The sequence below is a fragment of the Streptomyces sp. CLV115 genome (assembly GCF_038448545.1).
Classification (GTDB): Bacteria; Actinomycetota; Actinomycetes; order Streptomycetales; family Streptomycetaceae; genus Streptomyces; species Streptomyces sanglieri.
Genome location: NZ_JBCEWQ010000169.1, coordinates 1 through 17,470 on the forward strand (window position 1 = coordinate 1; position 17,470 = coordinate 17,470).

Annotated in this window: 18 protein-coding genes and 1 tRNA gene; 8 read left to right on the top strand and 11 right to left on the bottom strand. The window is 71.9% G+C overall.

Features of this window, described 5'->3' with window-relative positions; translation table 11 throughout:
- The 4 genes from AADR41_RS35405 to AADR41_RS35420 all read right to left on the bottom strand — a co-directional run.
- On the bottom strand, positions 1 to 638 hold a 638-nt coding region (locus tag AADR41_RS35405), incomplete at its 3' end, for a TerD family protein (RefSeq protein WP_342286037.1).
- Between the two features lie 191 nt (positions 639 to 829).
- Positions 830 to 1,408 carry a TerD family protein gene (locus AADR41_RS35410; RefSeq protein ID WP_124718298.1) on the bottom strand — a complete coding sequence of 193 codons (579 nt, stop codon included), beginning with the start codon at positions 1,406 to 1,408 and terminating at the stop codon, positions 830 to 832.
- Positions 1,409 to 1,539: 131 nt separating this feature from the next.
- Positions 1,540 to 3,660 carry an excinuclease ABC subunit UvrB gene (gene uvrB, locus AADR41_RS35415; protein WP_342286040.1) on the bottom strand — a complete coding sequence of 707 codons (2,121 nt, stop codon included), beginning with the start codon at positions 3,658 to 3,660 and terminating at the stop codon, positions 1,540 to 1,542.
- Positions 3,661 to 3,722: 62 nt separating this feature from the next.
- Positions 3,723 to 4,598 carry an MHYT domain-containing protein gene (locus AADR41_RS35420; protein WP_342286041.1) on the bottom strand — a complete coding sequence of 292 codons (876 nt, stop codon included), beginning with the start codon at positions 4,596 to 4,598 and terminating at the stop codon, positions 3,723 to 3,725.
- Between the two features lie 214 nt (positions 4,599 to 4,812).
- Between AADR41_RS35420 and AADR41_RS35425 the strand changes: the two genes are divergently transcribed.
- The 3 genes from AADR41_RS35425 (at position 4,813) to AADR41_RS35435 (ending at position 7,869) form a co-directional block, all read left to right on the top strand.
- Positions 4,813 to 5,760, top strand: coding sequence for a glycerophosphodiester phosphodiesterase (locus tag AADR41_RS35425; protein WP_342286043.1), 948 nt, complete (start codon positions 4,813 to 4,815; stop codon positions 5,758 to 5,760).
- Positions 5,761 to 5,833: 73 nt separating this feature from the next.
- Positions 5,834 to 6,376: a methylated-DNA--[protein]-cysteine S-methyltransferase gene (locus AADR41_RS35430; RefSeq protein WP_342286045.1), complete on the top strand. Its 543-nt coding sequence runs from the start codon at positions 5,834 to 5,836 to the stop codon at positions 6,374 to 6,376.
- Positions 6,377 to 6,540: 164 nt separating this feature from the next.
- Positions 6,541 to 7,869 carry an MFS transporter gene (locus AADR41_RS35435; RefSeq protein ID WP_446751162.1) on the top strand — a complete coding sequence of 443 codons (1,329 nt, stop codon included), beginning with the start codon at positions 6,541 to 6,543 and terminating at the stop codon, positions 7,867 to 7,869.
- Between the two features lie 103 nt (positions 7,870 to 7,972).
- Here the strand turns inward: AADR41_RS35435 and AADR41_RS35440 are convergent, their stop codons facing one another.
- Complete coding sequence (locus tag AADR41_RS35440; protein WP_342286046.1) at positions 7,973 to 8,335, bottom strand: cupin domain-containing protein; 363 nt, start codon at positions 8,333 to 8,335, stop codon at positions 7,973 to 7,975.
- A 152-nt stretch (positions 8,336 to 8,487) separates the two neighbouring features.
- Between AADR41_RS35440 and AADR41_RS35445 the strand changes: the two genes are divergently transcribed.
- The gene (locus AADR41_RS35445) at positions 8,488 to 9,474 is read left to right on the top strand and encodes a pseudouridine-5'-phosphate glycosidase (protein ID WP_342286048.1); all 987 of its coding nucleotides are present in this window, start codon (positions 8,488 to 8,490) and stop codon (positions 9,472 to 9,474) included.
- A complete protein-coding gene (locus AADR41_RS35450) occupies positions 9,471 to 10,445 on the top strand; it encodes a carbohydrate kinase family protein (RefSeq protein WP_446751163.1) in 975 nt (324 codons plus the stop codon). The genes AADR41_RS35445 and AADR41_RS35450 overlap by 4 nt, the downstream gene beginning before the upstream one ends.
- A gap of 33 nt (positions 10,446 to 10,478) precedes the next feature.
- On the opposite strand, the gene AADR41_RS35455 is transcribed toward AADR41_RS35450, so the two are convergent.
- On the bottom strand, positions 10,479 to 11,129 hold the full coding sequence (locus AADR41_RS35455) for a uridine kinase (RefSeq protein ID WP_342286050.1): 651 nt from the start codon (positions 11,127 to 11,129) through the stop codon (positions 10,479 to 10,481).
- Between the two features lie 113 nt (positions 11,130 to 11,242).
- Complete coding sequence (locus AADR41_RS35460; protein ID WP_342286052.1) at positions 11,243 to 12,445, bottom strand: nucleotidyltransferase domain-containing protein; 1,203 nt, start codon at positions 12,443 to 12,445, stop codon at positions 11,243 to 11,245.
- 93 nt (positions 12,446 to 12,538) lie between these two features.
- Here AADR41_RS35460 and AADR41_RS35465 point away from each other — a divergent pair, with 93 nt between their 5' ends.
- Positions 12,539 to 12,904: a nuclear transport factor 2 family protein gene (locus AADR41_RS35465; RefSeq protein WP_342286055.1), complete on the top strand. Its 366-nt coding sequence runs from the start codon at positions 12,539 to 12,541 to the stop codon at positions 12,902 to 12,904.
- Between the two features lie 14 nt (positions 12,905 to 12,918).
- On the opposite strand, the gene AADR41_RS35470 is transcribed toward AADR41_RS35465, so the two are convergent.
- Both AADR41_RS35470 and AADR41_RS35475 read right to left on the bottom strand, forming a co-directional pair.
- Positions 12,919 to 13,449, bottom strand: a complete 531-nt coding sequence (locus tag AADR41_RS35470; protein ID WP_342286057.1) for a cupin domain-containing protein — start codon at positions 13,447 to 13,449, stop codon at positions 12,919 to 12,921.
- A 128-nt stretch (positions 13,450 to 13,577) separates the two neighbouring features.
- Positions 13,578 to 14,246 carry a winged helix-turn-helix transcriptional regulator gene (locus AADR41_RS35475; RefSeq protein WP_342286059.1) on the bottom strand — a complete coding sequence of 223 codons (669 nt, stop codon included), beginning with the start codon at positions 14,244 to 14,246 and terminating at the stop codon, positions 13,578 to 13,580.
- An 86-nt stretch (positions 14,247 to 14,332) separates the two neighbouring features.
- Between AADR41_RS35475 and AADR41_RS35480 the strand changes: the two genes are divergently transcribed.
- Both AADR41_RS35480 and AADR41_RS35485 read left to right on the top strand, forming a co-directional pair.
- Positions 14,333 to 15,544, top strand: a complete 1,212-nt coding sequence (locus tag AADR41_RS35480; protein WP_342286061.1) for a pyridoxal phosphate-dependent aminotransferase — start codon at positions 14,333 to 14,335, stop codon at positions 15,542 to 15,544.
- A 13-nt stretch (positions 15,545 to 15,557) separates the two neighbouring features.
- On the top strand, positions 15,558 to 16,175 hold the full coding sequence (locus AADR41_RS35485; RefSeq protein WP_342286063.1) for a peptidase: 618 nt from the start codon (positions 15,558 to 15,560) through the stop codon (positions 16,173 to 16,175).
- A gap of 317 nt (positions 16,176 to 16,492) precedes the next feature.
- Here the strand turns inward: AADR41_RS35485 and AADR41_RS35490 are convergent.
- Both AADR41_RS35490 and AADR41_RS35495 read right to left on the bottom strand, forming a co-directional pair.
- Positions 16,493 to 16,578, bottom strand: a tRNA-OTHER gene (locus AADR41_RS35490).
- A 32-nt stretch (positions 16,579 to 16,610) separates the two neighbouring features.
- A complete protein-coding gene (locus AADR41_RS35495) occupies positions 16,611 to 17,342 on the bottom strand; it encodes a DUF7873 family protein (RefSeq protein ID WP_124718285.1) in 732 nt (243 codons plus the stop codon).
- Positions 17,343 to 17,470 lie beyond the last annotated feature (128 nt).

Sequence of the window (17,470 nt, forward strand, 5' to 3'; positions counted from 1 at the left end):
GGCGGTACGGGGCCGGGCGCGCCGGCGCCGGGGGCGACCCGGTCGGCGTCCGGGGTGCGCGGCGGGGGCGGGGCGACCGAGCGGGCCATCGCCCGGGTGACCGCGTCCTGGATGGAGCGGGCCAGCTCGGCGGCCCGGGGCACGCCCTGGTCGGCGAGCATGGCGTCCAGGCCGCCCGCGTAGCCCTGGCCGACCGCGCGTACCTTCCAGGCACCCTGCCGGCGGTACAGCTCCAGGGCCGTGACCGCGGATTCGGTGTCCAGGCCGGTGAGCGTGAAGGTGGCGATCTCGGTGCCGTCGAGCCCGGTGACGGCGACGAACGGGGAGGCCACGGCGCCGAACCTGACCGGGCCGCCGACGCCGGTCGGCAGGGCCAGCAGCACGGTGACCCGGTGCACCGGGTCGGGCAGGGCGTCGAGGTCCACGGCGAGCCGGTGTTCGGCGGCGGCCTGCCGGGACACTTCGAGCCCGGGGAGCTGGGGCGATCCCGGGTGGGCGATCCATTCGGTGCCGCGCACCGTGCCGCTCTCGTCGCCGAGCGTGGCACCGGCCACGACGGGCGTGCCGGCCGATACCCGGATCTCCAGACGGGTCTGGGGCAAGGTGTGGTTCTGCCCCCGGACCAGCTCGGCCGTCATTGCCCTGTCCCCTCGACGATTCGGTGCTGCGTGTCGCGTGTCGTGCCGCGTGCGGTGCGGCGCGATGTGTCGCAGCTCCCGGCGGCCGATGCCTCCGGGAGCTGCGGATACCGGTATGCACCGGCTCGGAGGGTGCCGGGGATCCCCGGCCGGGCCGGAACCCCCGGCACCCTCCGTCGGTCGGGTTCTGCCTACAGGTGCGGCAGGATCGCCGGCATCAGGTCCTGGAAGGTACGGCCGTTGGCCGGGTTGCCCAGCGCGGTCATCTGCCAGCCGTTCCCCGCCCGGTGCACCTTGGCCATGATCTGGGCGGTGTACTGCCCGCCGCCGTCCAGCGTGTAGCGGGCGAGCTCCTGGCCGTTGGTCTCGTCGACGATGCGGCAGAAGGCGTTCTGCACCTCCTGGAACGTCTGGCCGGTGAAGGAGTTCACCGTGAAGACGATCTGGTCGATGTGGACCGGCACCCGCTGCAGGTCGACGAGGATCGCCTCGTCGTCGCCGCCGGAACCGGCGCCGCCGACCAGGTTGTCCCCGGTGTGCTTGACCGATCCGTCGTCACTGACGAGGTGACGGAAGAAGACCACATCGACCGGCTGCTTGTCGGCGAAGAGCACCGCCGACGCATCGAGGTCGATCTCCCGTGTACGTGAACCGAACAGACCCCGGCGCGGCGCCGCCTGCCAGCCGAGCCCCATCCGCACCGCGGTCAGGGTCCCCCCGTCGCTCTTCTGCAGGCTGATGGCCTGACCCTTGGTCATATTGACCGTCACGCGCTGTCCCCTCTCCGCTTTCCCCGCAACCGTCCGTGCGCGGTTTCCCAGAACCCTACGCAGTCGCGCCGGTGGCGCGACCGCTCGGGGCCGTTTTGTGTCGGTCCTGCAACACACCGGATGCCGCGGGCTCAGGCAAGCCCCGCTTCGCGCATCTGGCGCAGCTCCTTCTTCAACTCACCGACCTCGTCCCGCAGTCGCGCGGCCACCTCGAACTGGAGGTCCGCGGCCGCCGCCCGCATCCGCTCGGTCATCTCCTCGATGATCCCGGCGAGTTCGGTGGCGGGCCGGTCGGTGACCGTCTCGCCGCCGCCCCTGGCCTTCTTGGAGCCGTCCGTCTTGATGCCCAGCGCGGGAACGGGTGCCTTGGCACCCTTGGCCTGGCGGTAGCCGGTGCCGAGCAGCTGCTCGGTGTCGACCTCCTCGCGGGCGATCGTCGCGACGATGTCGTTGATCTTCTTCCGCAGCGGCTGCGGGTCGAGACCGCGCTCGGTGTTGTAGGCGATCTGCTTCTCGCGGCGGCGGTTGGTCTCGTCGATGGCCTGCGCCATCGCCGGGGTGATCTTGTCCGCGTACATGTGGACCTGTCCCGAGACGTTTCGGGCGGCTCGCCCGATGGTCTGGATCAGGGACGTCCCCGAGCGCAGGAAGCCCTGCTTGTCCGCGTCGAGGATGGCGACGAGCGACACCTCGGGCAGGTCGAGGCCCTCGCGCAGGAGGTTGATGCCGACCAGTACGTCGTACTCGCCGGAGCGCAGCTCGCGCAGCAGCTCGATGCGGCGCAGCGTGTCGACGTCGCTGTGCAGATAGCGGACCTGGATGCCGAGCTCCAGGAAGTAGTCGGTGAGGTCCTCGGCCATCTTCTTGGTGAGGGTGGTGACCAGGACGCGCTCGTCCTTCTCGGCGCGCGTACGGATCTCGTGGACCAGGTCGTCGATCTGGCCCTCGGTGGGCTTGACGACCACTTCCGGGTCGACGAGGCCGGTGGGGCGGATGATCTGTTCCACGAAGCCGTCGCCACGGGACAGCTCGTACTTCCCCGGGGTGGCCGAGAGATAGACGGTCTGGTCGATCCGGCCCAGGAACTCCTCCCACTTCAGCGGGCGGTTGTCGAGCGCGGAGGGAAGCCGGAAGCCGTGGTCGACCAGGGTGCGCTTGCGGGAGGCGTCGCCCTCGTACATGGCGCCGATCTGCGGCACGGTGACATGCGACTCGTCGAGGACGAGGAGGAAGTCCTCGGGGAAGTAGTCGAGGAGGGTGTTGGGGGCGGTGCCGGGCGAGCGGCCGTCGAAGTGCATCGAGTAGTTCTCCACGCCGGAGCAGGTGCCGATCTGGCGGAGCATCTCGATGTCGTACGTGGTGCGCATCCGCAGCCGCTGGGCCTCCAGCATCTTGCCCTGCTTCTCCAGCTCGGCGAGGCGCTGCTCCAGCTCCTGCTCGATGCCGTTGACCGCCTTCTCCATGCGCTCGGGGCCCGCGACGTAGTGGCTGGCGGGGAAGACGTGGAGCGACTGGTCCTCGCTGATCACCTCGCCGGTGAGCGGGTGGAGGGTGGAGAGCGCCTCGATCTCGTCGCCGAACATCTCGATGCGGACGGCGAGCTCCTCGTAGACCGGGAAGATCTCGATGGTGTCGCCGCGGACCCGGAAGGTGCCCCGGGTGAAGGCGAGGTCGTTGCGGGTGTACTGGATCTCGACGAAGCGGCGCAGCAGCTGGTCCCGGTCGATCTCGTCGCCGACCTTGAGCTGGACCATCCGGTCCACGTACTCCTGGGGCGTACCGAGGCCGTAGATGCAGGAGACGGAGGCGACCACGACGACGTCGCGCCGGGTGAGCAGCGAATTCGTCGCGGAGTGGCGCAGCCGCTCGACCTCCTCGTTGATCGAGGAGTCCTTCTCGATGTAGGTGTCCGACTGCGGTACGTACGCCTCGGGCTGGTAGTAGTCGTAGTACGAGACGAAGTACTCGACGGCGTTGTTGGGCAGCAGCTCGCGGAACTCGTTCGCCAGCTGTGCGGCGAGCGTCTTGTTCGGTGCCATCACGAGCGTGGGGCGCTGCAGCTTCTCGATCATCCACGCGGTGGTCGCCGACTTGCCGGTGCCGGTCGCGCCGAGCAGGACCACGTCCTTCTCGTCGGCGCGGATGCGCCGCTCCAGCTCGGCGATGGCCGCGGGCTGGTCGCCGCTGGGCTGGTAGGGACTGACGACCTCGAAAGGCGCCACCGAACGTTCGATCTTCGAAACGGGCCGCATGGAACCACCGTACGACTCACCACTGACAACCGGGCCGGCTCGGCCGGGACGCCGGAGCCGCGTCACCATTCTCCCGGTGGCGCGGGGTCGCGCGGCCGGGAGTGGAAGGACGCCGGGTCGGCGTGCGTCCCGAACCTGGGCACCTGCCGCTGGGCCGGGATTCCGGGCTTCCGGCCGGCTCCGCCCGGGGCCCCGGGGTCGTTCCAGTCCGGGGTGCCCATCACCATCAGCGGATCGAACATCACGACCACCGCGGCGAGGATCAGGAAGCAGGCGGGTCCGATCAGCAGCGGGACCAGCGGTGCGCTCGAACCGTCGCCCGCGACGGCGTCGGGGTGCAGATGGACGCTGAGCGCGGCCATGCCCGTGTAGTGCATGCCGCTCACCGCGACGCCCATGACGACGCTGGCCCCGAGGCTGGGCAGGAATCCGTGCACGGAGACGGCCGCCCAGAGCGCGGTCGTCGCGGCCACCACGGCGATGACGACGGAGAGCGCCACGGTGACCGTGTCGTACTCGAACTGTCCGTCCAGATTCATTCCGGCCATGCCCAGGTAGTGCATGGTGGCCACGCCGAGCCCGGTGATCGTGCCGCCCGTGACCAGGGCCATCCTGGTGGCGCCCCGGTAGCCGACGATGAAGATGCCGACCCCGACCATGGCGACGGCGACCGCGAGACTGGCGAAGGTGATCGGCATGTCGTAGCCGATGCTCACCCCGTCCACGGAGAAGCCCATCATCGCTATGAAGTGCATCGTCCAGATGCCGGAGCCTATGGAGGTCGCGCCGAGGGCCAGCCAGCCCGCCTTGAAGGAGCGTTCGGTACGCAGCGAGCGGTTGGTGCAGCGCAGGCCGAGGGCCGCACCCAAGCAGGCCATGAGGAAGGCCGCGACGGGCGTCACCGCTCCGTAGCTGAAACCGTCGATCGTGCCCTGCATGCTCGTACGCCCTTCGCGGAAGCCCGGGTTCGGGGTGACCCTAAGGCGCGAGTCCCGGCAAACAAACAGAAGAGCTGCATTTTATCGAGAGGGAATCCGGCCCGTTACCCGGCATCGTCGGCCGCGTTCACGTTGTGGCCATCCTTCGCCTGTCCCCTGTTGGGGCGCGGCTGTCACTCTCGGCCCGTCCGCAACACTGACGCAAGGAGTACCCGTGTACGCACGCACCGCGACCGCCGCTCTCTCCGCCGCCGCGCTGATGGGCGCCGGCGCGTATCTGATGTCGACCGCCGAGACGCAGACCACGGGCCGGACCACCGCGGTCGGGCACACGACGGCGGTTACCGGCGTCAGCACCGTGAGCGCCCGGACCTCGGGCACGAAGCGGACCGCTCCGGTCGTGTTCGCCCACCGGGGTGCCTCGGCCTACGCGCCGGAGAACACCCTGGCCGCCGTCGACAAGGCCGACGCCCTCGGCTTCGACTGGGTGGAGAACGACGTCCAGTTCACCAAGGACGGCGTGCTGGTGGTCGTGCACGACACCGATCTGAAGCGGACCACCGATGCGGAGGAGGTCTTCCCGGACCGGGCTCCGTGGGCGGTCAAGGACTTCACGGCCGCGGAGATCGCCCGGCTGGACGCGGGCAGCTGGTTCGGTCCGGAGTTCGCCGGGACCCGGGTGCCGACGCTCAAGCAGTACCTGGACCGGATCGAGCGCAACCGGCAGAAGCTGCTCCTGGAGATCAAGAGCCCCGAGATCTACCCGGGGATCGAGAAGGAGACCCTGCGGGTGCTGCGCCAGAAGGGGTGGCTCGACCGTTCGCACGTGAAGAACAGGCTCGTCGTCCAGAGTTTCGGCGCGGACAGCGTGAAGAAGGTGCACCAGCTGCGCCCGGACGTCACGACGGGCTTCCTCGGCACCCCGTCGGTGGCCGATCTGCGCTCGTACGCGGCCTTCACCGACCAGATCAATCCGTCCTACACATCGGTTTCGGCCGACTACGTGGACGCGGTGCACGCCCTGAAGGGCGCGCACGGCAAGAAGCTCCGGGTCAACACCTGGACGGTCAACGACGCGGCGACCGCCGCGAAGGTGGCGGGCCTCGGCGTGGACGGGATCATCACCAACAACCCCGACGTGGTCCGCGAAGCCACCCGCTGACCCTGCGGCCGGCCGGTCCGGTCCGCCCGTCCGCCCGGGCCCGTTGTCAGTGGCCGGCCGTACGGTGGTCCACATGAACAGCAACGGGGTTGTCGAGTGGGCCGTCGTCGGGAGCGGCATCGGCCCGCTGCTGCTCGCCGCGACCGGCAAGGGGCTGGTGGGCGTGTTCTTCCACGCCGGTCCCGAGGTGCGCGAGAAGGCGGTCGAACAGCTGCGGACGCGGCTGGGCGCGGAGCCGGTGGAGTCTCCCGGCTCCGCCCGGCTCGCCGAGCCGATACGTCAGCTCGCGGAGTATTTCGCGGGCTCGTCGCGGGAGTTCTCACTCGATCTGGACTGGTCGCTGGTCTCCGGTTTCAACCGCCAGGTGCTCCGTGAGCTGGCCGCGGGCGTGCCGTACGGGACGGTCGTCGGGTACGGGGATCTCGCCGGGCGGGTGGGGCAGCCGGGCGCCGCGCAGGCGGTCGGGGCGGCCATGGGGTCCAATCCGCTGCCGGTGGTGGTGCCGTGCCATCGGGTGGTGGAGAGCGACGGCGGTCTGGGCGGGTTCGGCGGCGGCCTCGAAACCAAGCGGCAGCTGCTGGCTCTGGAGGGTGTGCTGCCCCAACCGCTGTTCTGAGCCGGGTGCCGGAGCCTTGCGGCCCGGGCCGCCGGGGCCGCCGGGGCGGACAGCAGGAGTCCGGCGGTCGCGGGCCCTGCCCGGAGCCGTGCCGGTCGTGTCCGGCCCGGGCCCCGGTCCGGACCCTGTTTCGTACCCGTGGACGTCACTGGCACACTGCGCCAGTGACCAACACCCTCGATGCACCTGACACCCCCACCGGGCCCGGCCGCCCCGCCGCCCCGGTCTCGGAGGCCGAGCTGCCCGGGCTGCGGCGCAGAACGTCCGCGGTGCTCATAGGCAGCCAGATACTCGGCGGCCTCGGCGTGCCCATCGGCATCGCCCTGGCCCCCGTGCTGGCCACCGAGGTGAGCGGCTCCGAGGCGCTGTCCGGTCTGGCCCCGACCGCTTCGGTGACCGGAACGGCGCTGCTCTCGCTGCCGCTGGCCGCGCTGATGACCGCGCGCGGCCGGCGCCCCGGTCTCGTGCTGGCGTATCTGATCGGCGCGCTCGGCGCGGGGCTGGTGGTCCTGTCCACCCTCGTGGACAGCTTCCCGTTGCTGCTGCTCGGCATGGCGGGGTTCGGCGCCGGGTCCTCGGCCAATCTTCAGGCCCGGTTCGCCGCCGCGGATCTGGCCGAGCCCGACCGGCGGGGCCGGGCGATCTCCACCGTCATCTGGGCCACCACGATCGGCTCCGTCCTCGGGCCGAACATCGCCGCCCCGGTGGGTCATCTCTTCCGGGGCGGCCCGGTGTCCGAGAAGGCCGGCCCGTTCGTCTTCGCGGCCGGGATCTTCCTGCTGGCCGCCGCGGTGGTCGGGGCGCTGCTGCGACCGGACCCGCTGCTCACGGCACGGGCGCTGGCGCCGCAGGGCGACGGTTCGCCGGCCGGCCGGTCGCTGCGCGCCGGAATCGCGGCGGTGCGGGCCTCGCCGATGGCACGGCTGGCACTGGTGACGGTGGCCGTCTCGCACACCGCGATGGTCTCGATCATGGTGATGACCCCGGTCGATCTGGGCCACCACGGCGCCGGGCTCCAGCTGATCGGACTGGTCATCAGCGGCCACATCGCGGGGATGTACGCGTTCTCCCCGGTGATGGGCTGGCTGTCGGACCGCTTCGGCCGGCTCGCCGTGATCGGTCTGGCGGTCGGCCTGCTCTCCTGCGCCGCGCTGCTGGCCGGAACCGCGGGCCCCAGCCACGGGCAGACGGCGGCCGGTCTCTTCACGCTCGGTCTCGGCTGGTCGGCGGGGCTGGTCGCCGGTTCGGCGCTGCTCACCGACTCCGTGCCGCAGCCCGCCCGCGCCGCCGTGCAGGGTCTGTCGGATCTGACCATGAACACGGCGGCGGGCATCGGCGGAGCGGTCGCCGGGGTCATCGTCGCCCGGGCGAGCTACGGCTGGCTGAACGTGGTCGGAGCCTGTCTCCTGCTGCCGATGGCGGCGCTGGCACTGCGCCGGGCACTGACCCGGCCCGCGGCCACGCCCACAGCCACGCCCGGGGCTTCCGACTGAACCTCGGGGAATCCCCGGCAGGTTTCGGGGGCCACCGGAGGGTTCATGGGCTTCCCGGAGCGTTCATGGTTCCCGGAGGGTTCCAGAAGTTGCCGGAGGGGCCTCAGAGGCTGATGTGGTAGGCCTTGCGCAGCGTCTCGTGCACCGTCCACGTCGTACGGTCGCCCTCGCGCAGCACACAGGCGTCCCCCGGCCCGATCTCCAGCGTCGCGCCGCCCTCGACCGCCACGGTCGCGCGTCCACTGACGACCACGAAGAGTTCGTTGGCCTCGGTGTCGGTGACCACGCCGGGCGTGATCTGCCAGATGCCACGCGTCTGCTTGCCGTCGGGCGACTCCCAGAGCACCTTGCCGGTCACCACGGGCTCGCCCGAGACGATCTGCGCGGGGTCCAGCGGTTCCGGTTCGAGTTCGGCGTCCGGAATGTGCACGGCGAACGAGGCGGGGGCTTGATCAAATGTGGTCATGGCCGGTCACCTTAGCGACCACCGGGGAACGGCTCGGCAGCAGGATGCGCCGAAATGGCAAGTGGAATCCCGGCCAGTCCGGCGCGCGCCGCACGGGTCCGCCGCCCCGGCCGCACGTTTGAGGCGGCCGCGCCCGCGACAGGGATGTGGACATGTCATCCAACGCGTCGCATCGCGCACACCCCTGCGCCCCCGCCCTCTCCCCCGAGGTACGAGCGGCCCTCGCCACGCACCACCCCGTTGTGGCCCTGGAGTCGACGATCATCGCCCACGGTCTGCCGCGCCCCCGCAATCTGCGGGTCGCCGAGGAACTCGAAGGGCTCGTACGGTCGGCGGGCGCGGTGCCCGCGACAATCGCCGTACTCGACGGAAGGGCCCACATCGGCCTGGACAAAGCCCAGTTGGAGCGGGTCGCCACGGACCCCGGGATGCGGAAGCTGGGGCACCGGGACCTCGCGCCGGCCGTGGCCACGGGCGCGAGCGGGGCAACGACCGTGTCCGCCACGGCGTTCCTGGCCGCGCGCGCCGGCCTGCGCGTCTTCGCGACCGGCGGCCTCGGCGGCGTGCACCGGGAGTGGACACGGACCCAGGACGAGTCCGCCGATCTCCGGCTCCTGGCACGGACCGGGATCACCGTGGTGTGCGCCGGGGTGAAGTCGGTCCTGGACGTACCGGCGACGCTGCAGCGCCTGGAGACGCTGGGCGTCACCGTGCTCGGATACGGCACCGGCCTCTTCCCCGGCTTCTATCTGACCAGTTCGGGCGAGCCGGTCGACTGGACGGTGCGGACGCCCGAGGAGGTCGCGGACGTGATGCGGGCCAAGGACGTGCTCGGCGGGCCCGGGGGCGCGGTCGTCGTCGCCAACCCCGTCCCCGTGGCCGACCAGCTGGATCCGGCGCTCCACGACCGGGTGCTGGCCGAGGCCCTGGCGGAGTGCCGGGAGCGCGGCATCGTGGGCCAGGCCGTCACACCGTTCCTGCTGGACCGGCTGATGCGGGGAACCGGCGGCGCCTCGCTGGAGGCCAATCTGGCGGCCGTGCGCGCCAATGTCTCGCTCGCCGCACGGATCTCCGGCGCCTGGGCGGCCCGGCCTCCCGAGGACCCCGCCGCGCGGCCCGGCCCGGCGGCCGGACAATGACCGGCGGCGGGGTGCCGGCCGACAGCCGGGCGACGACCGACGGCCGGGTGCAGGCGCCGATCGGTGCCGGGGCGACGGAGGGCGGTGGCCTGCTCGTCATCGGTGACGTGGTCACGGACGTGGTGGCGCGGCACGCGACGGCACTGGTCCGCGGTACGGACACCTCGGCCCGGATCCGTACCCTGCCCGGCGGCGCGGGGGCCAATGTCGCCTGCTGGGCGGCCCGTTCGGGATGTGCCGATGTGCGGCTGCTGGCCAGGGTCGGTGCCGACAGCGCGGACTGGCACCGGGCCGCGCTGCGGCGGGCAGGGGTGCGCGCCCTGCTGGCCGTGGACGAGGAGGCTCCGACCGCCACCGTCGTCGCGCTCGTCGATTCCACCGCCGAGCGCACCTTCCTCACCGACAGCGGGGCCGTGCTCCGCCTCTCCCCCGACGACTGGTCACCGGCGATGCTGGACGGCGTCGCCCATCTCCATCTCTCCGGCTATCTTCTCTTCGCCGCGACAAGCCGGGCGACGGCCCTGCTCGCCCTGCGGGAGGCGCGGTCGCGGCGGATCCCGGTGAGCGTCGACCCGGCCTCGGCCGGCTTCCTCGCCGAGCTGGGCGCCGACCGGTTCCTGGCCGCCGTGGAGGGCGTCGATCTGCTGCTGCCCAACGCGGACGAGGCCCGACTGCTCACCGGACTGCCCGAACCGGCCGATGCCGCGGCCAAGTTGAGCCTCCAGGTGGGCCGGGTGGTCGTCACACTCGGCGACCGCGGAGCCCTGCTCGCCGCCGCCGGTACGGTGACCGGGCGCGTCCCGGCGGTTCAGGTGCGCGGGGCGATGGATTCGACGGGTGCGGGCGACGCGTTCACCGGCGGTCTTCTCGCGGCACGGCTGGCGGGTGCGGACGCCGCTTCGGCCGCGGCGGCGGGATGCCGGGCGGGCGCGGAGGCGGTCACCACCGTGGGCGGCCGTCCGGGCCCCTGAGTGCGGCCGAAGGCCCGGTCCTCGCCCGTGCCGTCAGCCTTCCGCCCCGCGCCACCCGGTCCAGGCCGGGTGCAGCGGATCGTCGGCGCGCACGACCGCGTCCGCGTGGTCGCCGGGCGCCGCCTCGTCCTCGTACCGCGCGAAGGCGGGCAGCGTCCAGCGTTCCGCCTCCTCGGTACGGCGGCGCAGCGCGCCCGGCGACAGCCGCAGATGGACGCTCAGGTCGAACGGGAACCAGTGCCCCAGCAGCAGCGGCCCGTGCACCACCAGCACCCCGCCCTCGGGCAGTGGCCGGTACGGGCTGCGTGTGGCCCGGTCGGTCACCGGATCCCACAGATCGGGCAGCACCCGCCCGCTCCCGCCGGCCTCCAGTGGCCCGAAGACCTCGCGCCACAGCGCTCCCGTGTCGAACCAGCTGTCGTGGTACGAGTCCGGGTCCTGCTTGCCGTACTCGTACCGGAGGCTCGCCGGCCGCAGGAAACCCTCGGTGGACACGACCAGTACCGCGCGGCCCCGGACCCGCAGCGCCTGTGCGACGCGCTCGGCCGGCTCCCCGGTGCGGGCCGCCGGAGCGCCGTCGACCGCGACCTTCAGCCAGGGGCCGCCGCCGGCGGGTTCCAGGGTGTCGGTCCGTGCGGCGATGGCTTCGGCCAGCCGCTCCCAGGTGATCGCTTCGAATCGCACCCGCCCATCATCGCCCGGGCCACCATCACCCCCGGGGCCGCCGCCATTCCGGGCCCGCCGCCGTTCCGGGCCCGCCGCCGTTCCGGGGCCGCCGTCGCCCCCGGGTCTCCCGCTCAGTGCCGGGCGTCCCACCAGCGAGGGGCGTCCTCGTCGGGTTCGTCGGGGCTTGCGAAGCGGAACGGGACGCCGAGCCGCTCCGCCAGTTCCCGGCCCGTCCGCGCCGCCTCGCCGGTCCCGGCCGCGCCGATCCGGAAGCCGTCCAGGTCGACGCTCTCCCACGGCCCGGCCAGGACGGCGGTCAGCACCACGATCCAGCCCCGGGTGTCGCCGTCCCAGACCGCCTCGACGGCCACCGGATCGCGGGGCAGATCGCGGGCGGCGGCGGCCATGGCGTCCACGTCCGGGCGGACCGGGGGCGGTATGCGGTCGGCGAGCGCCCGGTGGCGCCCGTCCAGCACCTCCACGCATGCGTGCAGCTCCGGACGGGGTTCGATGCCGCTCTCCCGCATCGCCCCGACGGCCTGGATGTCCCGTCCCAAAAGGACCAGTCCGTCGACCCGCTCGCGTACGTCTGCGGGGAACGACCACCACATGAGCCGCGCCCGGTGGCTCTCGGCGAGGCCCAGCACCCGGTCGGCGAGGGGGCGCAGCTCCGGCTCGCGCCCGGCCGCCGCCTCGGCGAGCCTGCGGATGTCGGCGCGCCAGCAACCGGACACGGCTTCCGGCTCGTCGATGCGCCGGAAGCCGCGCTCCAGCAGCCCCCGGGCGTTCTCCGGCTGCCCGCGCAGTACGGCCTTCGTCGCGGCGACCGCGTTGGCCAGCGCACTCGCCGGCCTCGACCAGTCGTCGCGGTGCGCCGCCGGATCGCCCCGGCCGGGGCCGGGCCGGCCGGCGACCGGTGCTGACGCACCTTCCGGATCCCTGCGCCACGCGCCCGCCGGATCCGCGCGCCGCACGACCTCCAGATCCACCCGCCAGAAGAGCGGAAGCCCGTGGAAGGCGGCGAAGAGCAGCCGCCGCTCACGGGAGTTGCGCGAATCGGGGTCCGTACGGAGGGAGTCCAGTGGCACCACCGCGCCGAGCACCCCGGGGACGGCGTCGAGGCAGGCGTCGAACCGGTCGTCGGGCACCGTCCAGGCGATGTCGATGTCGCTGTACTCGTCCGCCGTGCCGCGGGCGAGCGAGCCCCGCAGCTCCGCCCGCGAGCCGGGGCAGGACGCGGTGAGCGCCCGCAGCAGCTCCTGCGCGAACGCGGCGCGCCGCGCCGGGTCGGGTCCGCCCGTATCCGTCCGGTCCTGCGGTGTCTCCCTGTTCACGGCCGCTCTCTCCCGTCGTTCCTGTCGTCGGCCGCTGCCCCGTCATCCGGAAACGCTCCGTCCGTGGCGGGTCCGCCTCCTACGATCTTCCCCATGGACCTCGCATTCGCCCGCACGTTCGCCGCCGAGTGGCTGGACGGCTGGAACTCCCATGATCTGGACCGCATTCTGACGCATTATCACGACGATGTGACGTTCAGTTCGCCCGTCATCGCCCGGCTGACCGGTGACACCTCCGGCACGGTGCACGGCAAGGAGGCGCTGCGCGCGTACTGGGCGACGGGCCTGGAGCGCATCCCCGAGCTGAGGTTCGAGCTGATGGACGTCCGGGTGAGCGTCCATGCCCTGGTGATCGACTACCGCAACCAGATCGGCGGCCGGGTCAGCGAGGTGCTGGTCTTCCGCGACGGCCTGGTGATCTCCGGCTTCGGGGCCTACGGGGAGACGCTCGCCAACTGACGGCCGGCCGGGCGCTACCGGTGGCCGGGCGGTGCGTGCCGTTCCCCTGCGCCGCAGTCCACCGCCTCGGCGTCGTCGGAGAGTTCACTGCCCTCCGGCAGCAGATAGGTCACCCACAGCACGACGGGGCCGGTGCCCAGGTTGCGTCCGACGTGCCGGTGGCCGGCCCCGGACGGCTCGATGAACGACGAGCCCGCGGGCGTCTCCTCGACCGAGCAGTCGTCCAGAGTGCGCGTCAGCGTCCCGGACTCGACGACGGCGACCAACGGGCCGCGATGGGTGTGCCAGCCGGTGGAACCGCCCGGCTCGACCGTGATGGTCCGGAAGGTCACATCGGTGCGGCCGTGCGGCGTGCGCATCTCCAGCTTCCCCGCCGATGTGCCCTTCGCGAGCACCGTGCCGCTCACTCCGCCGCCCGGGGTGGCGACGGCCGTCGGCCGCACGAGGCCGAGCGCGGCCACACAGCCCACCAGGGCCAGGGCCTTCGCCGGCCGTCCCCGGCCCGCCCGCCGACCGTCGTTCCTCCGCCGCCCACCACCGCGCACACCCGGCTCCTCCGCCTCGGCGTCCGGCGATCACCCCGGACCGACCGGTTCCCATGTTCCACACGGAAGCCGGCGCGGCGGGCTCACACGGCGGGGGCGCACCGCGGCTCACTCCTCTGCCGCCCCGGTTACTCGCCTCGCAGCGCGGCGGCGAGCGGCCCGTCGCCCGACACCTCGACACGGCCGCCCTCGACGGCCTCCGCGAGGGTCAGCCCGCCGCGCGCGAGCTCCAGGCAGACCTCGACGTCCAGCGCGATACGGGCATCGGCACGGTCGGCGGGGCCGTCCCCGTACACCGTCTCCCCGTCCTGCGCGCCACCGGCGCGGACATGGAACTCGCCCTCGTCCAGGTGCACTTCGACGACCCCGGAGCAGGCCGGCCCGTCCAGTGCGCGCAGCAGCGGAAGCGCGAACCAGTGGGCCCGCACCGCGTCGGTCGGGCGTCGCTCGGCGAGCGCGGGCGCGCCCCACTCGGCGAGCGCGGCGAGCACCGGCATCAGTCCGTGGCCGCGCTCGGTGAGTTCGTAGACCGAGGCGGCGGCGGGCGGCGGGAGCCGGCGGCGGGTGGCGAGGCCGTTCTGCTCCATGTCCCGCAGCCGGGAGGCGAGCACGTCGGTGCTGACGCCCGGGAGGTCGGCGTGCAGGTCGGTGTAGCGGCGGGGGCCCGCCAGCAGTTCACGGACGATCAGCAGGGTCCATCGGTCGCCCACGGAATCGAGGGCGCGCGCGGTGGCGCAGAACTGGTCGTAGCTCCGGCGGCGGACCGGGCGCGTTGCGGGCTGTTGCTGACGTGGCATGCGACGCAGTCTAGACATGTTGTTGGACTTTCCAAGCCCGAGCTTGGTAAAACCAAGTATCGCAATCAGGTCGGGGAGGCCACCGCATGGAATTCCGGCAGTCCAGCAAGCTCAACGAGGTCTGTTACGAGATCCGGGGCCCGGTCATCGAGCACGCCAACGCCCTGGAGGAGGCGGGCCACAGCGTGCTCCGGCTCAATACGGGCAACCCCGCGCTCTTCGGTTTCGAGGCGCCGGAGGAGGTCGTCCAGGACATGATCCGGATGCTTCCGCAGGCCCATGGCTACACGGATTCGCGCGGCATCCTGTCCGCCCGCCGGGCCGTGGCGCAGCGCTACCAGGCGATGGGTCTGCCGGATGTCGGGGTCGACGACATCTTCCTCGGCAACGGCGTCTCCGAGCTGATCTCGATGGCCGTCCAGGCGTTGCTGGAGGACGGCGACGAGGTGCTCGTCCCGTCCCCCGACTACCCGTTGTGGACCGCGGTGGTGACCCTCGCGGGCGGCAGGTCCGTGCACTACATCTGTGACGAGGCGTCGGACTGGAACCCCGATCTCGCCGACATGGCCTCGAAGATCACCGACCGCACCAAGGCCGTCGTGATCATCAACCCGAACAATCCGACCGGCGCCGTCTACCCGCGCGAGATCCTCGAAGGCATCCTCGATCTGGCGCGCAGGCACGGCCTGATGGTGTTCGCCGACGAGATCTACGACCAGATCCTGTACGACGACGCCGAGCACCACAGTGTGGCGGCCCTCGCTCCCGACCTGGTCTGTCTCACCTTCAGCGGCCTGTCGAAGACGTACCGGGTGGCGGGTTTCCGCTCCGGCTGGATGGTGGTCTCCGGTCCGCAGCAGCACGCCCGCAACTACCTGGAGGGGCTGACCACGCTCGCCTCCATGCGGCTGTGCCCCAACGCGCCCGCGCAGTACGCCATTCAGGCCGCGCTCGGCGGCCGGCAGTCGATCCGGGAGCTGGTCGCGCCCGGGGGCAGGCTGTACGAGCAGCGCAACCGGGCCTGGGAGAAGCTGAACGAGATCCCGGGGGTGTCGTGCGTGAAGCCGAAGGGCGCGCTGTACGCGTTCCCACGCATCGACCCGAAGGTGCACCGGATCGTCGACGACGAGAAGTTCGTGCTGGATCTGCTGCTGCGGGAGAAGATCCAGGTCGTGCAGGGCACCGGTTTCAACTGGCCGCGGCCCGACCATTTCCGGATCCTCACCCTCCCGTACGCTGACGATCTCGACGCGGCGATCAGCCGCATCGGCCGCTTCCTGACCGGATACCGCCAGTGATCGGATGCCCCCGGTGACCTGCTCCGCCTGCCGCTTCCCCGTCCACACCCAGTTCGCCTCGTTCGGGCTCGTCGGCCCGATCGTCGAGGACGGAGTCGATCCGGCCACCGACCCGGCCTGGGCGGAGTCGGGCGCGGAGTCACCGGCCGAGTACGCGCGCTGGGCGGGCCATCTGTGCGGTATGACCTGTCTGCGCATGGCGCTCGGCGCCGGAGCTCCGTCCCTGTTCGCGCTGCGCGACGGGGCGCTCGAATACGGCGCGTACACCGAGGACGAGCAGGGGGAGATCCGGGGGCTGATCTACGCCCCCTTCGCCGCGTACGCGCGCGAGATGCACGGCGTGGACGCGACGGTGCACCGCCGTCTCTCGCTGGAGGAGATCCCCGGTCTGCTGGACGGCGGCCGTACGGTGATGGCCTCGGTGCACTACGGCATCCGGTACCCCGGGCGGCCGGCTCCGGGGCGGGGCGGGCATCTGGTGCTGCTGACGTCCCGCACGGCCGACGGCGCGGGAGTCCACTTCCACAACCCGTCGGGTACGACGGCGCGGACCCGGGCCGCGGAGCTGGCGCTGTCCGACTTCGAGCGCTTCTTCGCGGGGCGCGGGGTGTCGCTGCCCGCGAGCCGGTGAAGGGCGGGCCGGCAGAAACAGGAGCGGGCCCGGGGGCGTAGCCGGCCCCCGAGCCCTTGTGTGTCACCCATACGGCACGCCGACACTTTTAAGGACCCGTGTCAGGTTGATGTCGCCGCGTCCTGCCTTTAGACGACCGCAGATCGAAGCTCTGCGAGCCGGAGTCGAACCGGCATCTCGACGCCCGTGGGCACGGGCCCGTTTGATTCGGCGATGGGTGACGAATGCTGAGTCTGGAGCAAGAGTCTGAGATTGATCGCGGTCTGCCTCTACCATTTGGGCCACCCCGGCCCGTTCGTGCGCCGGGGCGCACGGAGTGCCGGGGGGAGGACTCGAACCTCCACTGGAACCGCGTCGTCACGACAAGCTTCAGTTTCAGCTTGCGCTCCTGGCGCACCCCGGCCGAAATTGGTCGGCCGGGGAATCAATGGTCGGTCACCCGAAGAGGTAACCGAATACCGCATCACCCACCCGCTGGTCGGTGACGTCCGCGCCGTTGGCCTCCTCACGGGCGTACTTCACGGCCTGCTGGAGCTTCTCCACCCGGTCCAGCAGTTCGTTGACGCGCCGTGCGGGGAGGGCGCCGGAGAACTTCACCGTCGTCCAGTACCCGATCGGGATGTCCTCGTAGTACACCTCGACCTGCGCCGGGTGCTTGTCGGTGGCCTCCGCCTTCACATGGTTGCGGGGCACCTTCTTGGTACGGAGCGTCCGCACGGGCTCGGTCTTCCAGGAGTCGGTCGACGGGTCCTGGGTCCAGGCCTCCGCGGCGTCGAGCACGGGCAGCTTGCGGATGAAGGTGTTGAGGTCCGTCAGCTGCTTCTCCAGGAAGAGCAGGTACGAGACGGGCACGTCGCTCACCAGCACCCGGCCGTCGACCTTGACGTCGGCGCGGGCCGAGCAGTTCGCCCAGTCCTTCGTGGCGGTCACATCGAAGAGCCGGGTCAGGGTCGCCGCGGTTTCCCGCAGCACGTCCTCGGCCTTGATCTGCACCAGCGTCGACTCGGGCGGCAGCTGCTCGCCCTCCTCGTCCTTCGGCTGATACGTCCGGGAGATGCCGGCCAGCAGACCGGTCTTCTGGAGGCCGTGATGAGCCGCCGTCAGGTCCTGGTGAGCCTTGGACTTGACGCCCTTCTCCACTGCGATGATCTGATTGAGTTTCGCCACGTCCCGGAACCTAACAGCGCCGAGCCGGTCCGAACAAACGTTTATCACCGGGCCTGTTCGATTGTTTCGGCAGCTCGGGCCGGCAGCGCCGCACCCCGGTGGGGGGGGGGGGGGGGGGGGGGCGGGGG

Excerpts from the sequence above, each read along its gene's own strand:
- AADR41_RS35430 (WP_342286045.1), top strand. The coding sequence starts at position 5,834 with ATGAACAGCAACGGGGTTGTCGAGTGGGCCGTCGTCGGGAGCGGCATC.
- AADR41_RS35450 (WP_446751163.1), top strand. The coding sequence starts at position 9,471 with ATGACCGGCGGCGGGGTGCCGGCCGACAGCCGGGCGACGACCGACGGC.
- AADR41_RS35475 (WP_342286059.1), bottom strand. The coding sequence starts at position 14,246 with ATGCCACGTCAGCAACAGCCCGCAACGCGCCCGGTCCGCCGCCGGAGC.
- uvrB (WP_342286040.1), bottom strand. The coding sequence starts at position 3,660 with ATGCGGCCCGTTTCGAAGATCGAACGTTCGGTGGCGCCTTTCGAGGTC.
- AADR41_RS35445 (WP_342286048.1), top strand. The coding sequence starts at position 8,488 with ATGTCATCCAACGCGTCGCATCGCGCACACCCCTGCGCCCCCGCCCTC.
- AADR41_RS35420 (WP_342286041.1), bottom strand. The coding sequence starts at position 4,598 with ATGCAGGGCACGATCGACGGTTTCAGCTACGGAGCGGTGACGCCCGTC.
- AADR41_RS35480 (WP_342286061.1), top strand. The coding sequence starts at position 14,333 with ATGGAATTCCGGCAGTCCAGCAAGCTCAACGAGGTCTGTTACGAGATC.
- AADR41_RS35440 (WP_342286046.1), bottom strand. The coding sequence starts at position 8,335 with ATGACCACATTTGATCAAGCCCCCGCCTCGTTCGCCGTGCACATTCCG.
- AADR41_RS35465 (WP_342286055.1), top strand. The coding sequence starts at position 12,539 with ATGGACCTCGCATTCGCCCGCACGTTCGCCGCCGAGTGGCTGGACGGC.